The following is a 2,329-nucleotide window of genomic DNA, read 5'->3' on the forward strand; positions in this document are numbered from 1 at the left end:
AACAGCGCGTTTCCTTTCTTTAATTTTGTGAGGTGCTTTTTCACTGACATATTCTGTCTCCCTGAGATGATGGAATGTTATGAAATAGGCTATCCCGCCCGATAACAACACAGGCCATAACATTCGGGCACAAGATTTAAATCTAACTCACATTGTCTCCGACAAATTGGTTAATTAAGGACGCAATATGCTGTATTACGATAATTTGAAGGGACTTTATTTTCCGAATATATCGGCTGATTTGTAGTGAATAAAACGGGGGGGATAATAAATAATGAATGAGTAAAGACCAAACCAAATCAAGTAAAATAAAAAACGGCATCTGACAATAACAGCGTAAAAAGTTAAAATGATTGCCGTTGAGGAATAATATTCTGAAATGGCGTATATGATTAGTGTATCTAACCGATTAATATTTATCCATAAAAGGTGTATTTTTTGTAACATTATGATGTGAAAATAAAAAATAAGATAACGGTTTTGACAGAATCATGATCATTTTCATTTTATGGACTCGATCACAAAAAAACTATTTTTAGATATAATATTTTTCTGTCTTTTTTTGATAAAAAAAGAGTGTAGTAATGAATGATGTATCTACATTGAATATATAAATGTCAGCCATTCTTTCAAATAAAAGCAAATATTGCGATGAGATCACTCCTAAATGAAAATAGCCAAATTAATATTTGGCTAATTGATCAATATAAGGATTAAGTCAATCCAAATAACTCAGCGTTATTAGACAACTGCCTGGATTTCAAAGGACCGTTTTCTGCCCTATATTGATAGTAACTTACTTTCTCATTGCGCTATAATTTCCCGCTTTTCTTTCAGGTAGTCATAGCGATCGTAGTGTTTAGTGGGTTCGGGCAAGACGGTATTGAACAGGTGTCTTATAAATAGCCATAAGACATCATATGTGCTAATGTGGGTTTGTGGGAAACCGATGAGGAATGAACTATGAGTCGCTTAACTATTGATATAACCGATCAGCAACACAAGAGTTTGAAAGCATTGGCAGCCTTGCAAGGCAAGACAATCAAGCAATATACGCTTGAACGATTGTTCCCTGACATGACTAATAATGATCAGGCATGGCAAGAGTTAAAAGCCTTGTTGAATACACGGATCAATGAAGGGATAGAAGGCAAGGTGTCCGGAAAAAGTATCGACGAAATCCTTAATGAAGAACTGGCTGAGAACGGGCGCGATTAATGGACTATGTACTGACGGAAGCTGCAGAAGCTGATTTGCGCTCAATTATTAGTTATACACGTAAACAATGGGGTAATGTGCAGGCGCGCCGCTACGTTACTACCCTTAAGAAAGGTATTGAACGTCTCGCGTGCGGAAAAGGATCTTTCAAGGACATGAGCGAACTTTTCCCAGCATTGCGCATGGCGCGTTGTGAACATCATTATGTGTTTTGTTTGCCACGTGACGGTGCTCCGGCATTAATTGTGGCCATTTTTCATGAGAAGATGGATTTATTGACACGCCTTACTGATAGGCTTTTGTAATTTTGTTGTTTTTTCAGTCGCTATCAAACTCAAATTAAGTGGGACGGATTTGGGACAGGTATCGAAAGGCAACCGCCCGTAACTGCGGGTAACTTTCGGTAAGGTGGGACGTGTGAGCACTGATAAATGCGGTAATTGCTTGATTTATAAAGTTGGCTTACTCTCTTCTAAGCCGTATGTCACAGGTTCGAATCCTGTAGGGCGTACCATCCATTCATATCGTAACGTCTTCCGAAGTCTACAAAATCCCAATAAATACGCAGTGTTGGCCTTTTTACGTTCTCCTTTGGTCTAGTAAGGTATGTTGAAATCTCCGATCTTATAGGGGTATATTTAGGGGTACGTTCAGGTTCAATGAAGTGAGATACCCCCATATGAAGTTAACAGCCCGACAGGTGGACACTGCAAAGCCGAAAGAAAAACCCTATAAACTTGCCGATGGCGGCGGATTATATCTATTGGTTAACCCTAATGGCTCTCGCTATTGGCGGCTAAAATATCGGCTCGCAGGTAAAGAAAAACTACTCGCATTAGGGGTATATCCTGAAATCTCCCTTGCCGAAGCACGAACCAAGAGAAATGAAGCCCGGCGGACGCTATCGGATGGTCATGATCCGATAGAAGAAAAGAGAGCAGAAAAAGCCGCTAAAGTGTTTGCGGTCAGCAATAGTTTTGAATCCATCGCTATTGAATGGCACGATTATAAACGCCCAAACTGGTCAAAAGGCTATGCCGAAGACATTCTGGAATATCTGAAAAAAGATATCTTCCCGTATATTGGTAAACGTGCTGTTACCGAGATTAAA

At 39.5% G+C, this 2,329-nt stretch carries 3 protein-coding genes; all 3 read left to right on the forward strand.

All coding sequences use genetic code 11. The annotated features are described in order from the left end of the window. Positions 1 to 963: 963 nt before the first annotated feature. Positions 964 to 1,218, forward strand: coding sequence for an antitoxin (locus Xind_RS19405; RefSeq protein ID WP_047686429.1), 255 nt, complete (start codon positions 964 to 966; stop codon positions 1,216 to 1,218). Then, positions 1,218 to 1,523 (forward strand): type II toxin-antitoxin system RelE/ParE family toxin, encoded by a 306-nt coding sequence (locus Xind_RS19410; protein ID WP_047686427.1) that lies wholly within the window; start codon positions 1,218 to 1,220, stop codon positions 1,521 to 1,523. Before Xind_RS19405 ends, Xind_RS19410 begins: the two co-directional genes overlap by 1 nt. A 374-nt stretch (positions 1,524 to 1,897) precedes the next feature. Beyond that, positions 1,898 to 2,329: tyrosine-type recombinase/integrase (locus Xind_RS19415; RefSeq protein ID WP_187650923.1), on the forward strand; the 432-nt coding region annotated here is incomplete at its 3' end.

This window comes from Xenorhabdus indica (assembly GCF_014467235.1).
Lineage (GTDB): Bacteria > Pseudomonadota > Gammaproteobacteria > Enterobacterales > Enterobacteriaceae > Xenorhabdus > Xenorhabdus indica.

Bases quoted from the DNA above. Each gene is read 5' to 3' on its own strand.
- Xind_RS19405 (WP_047686429.1), top strand. From the start codon at position 964: ATGAGTCGCTTAACTATTGATATAACCGATCAGCAACACAAGAGTTTG.
- Xind_RS19410 (WP_047686427.1), top strand. From the start codon at position 1,218: ATGGACTATGTACTGACGGAAGCTGCAGAAGCTGATTTGCGCTCAATT.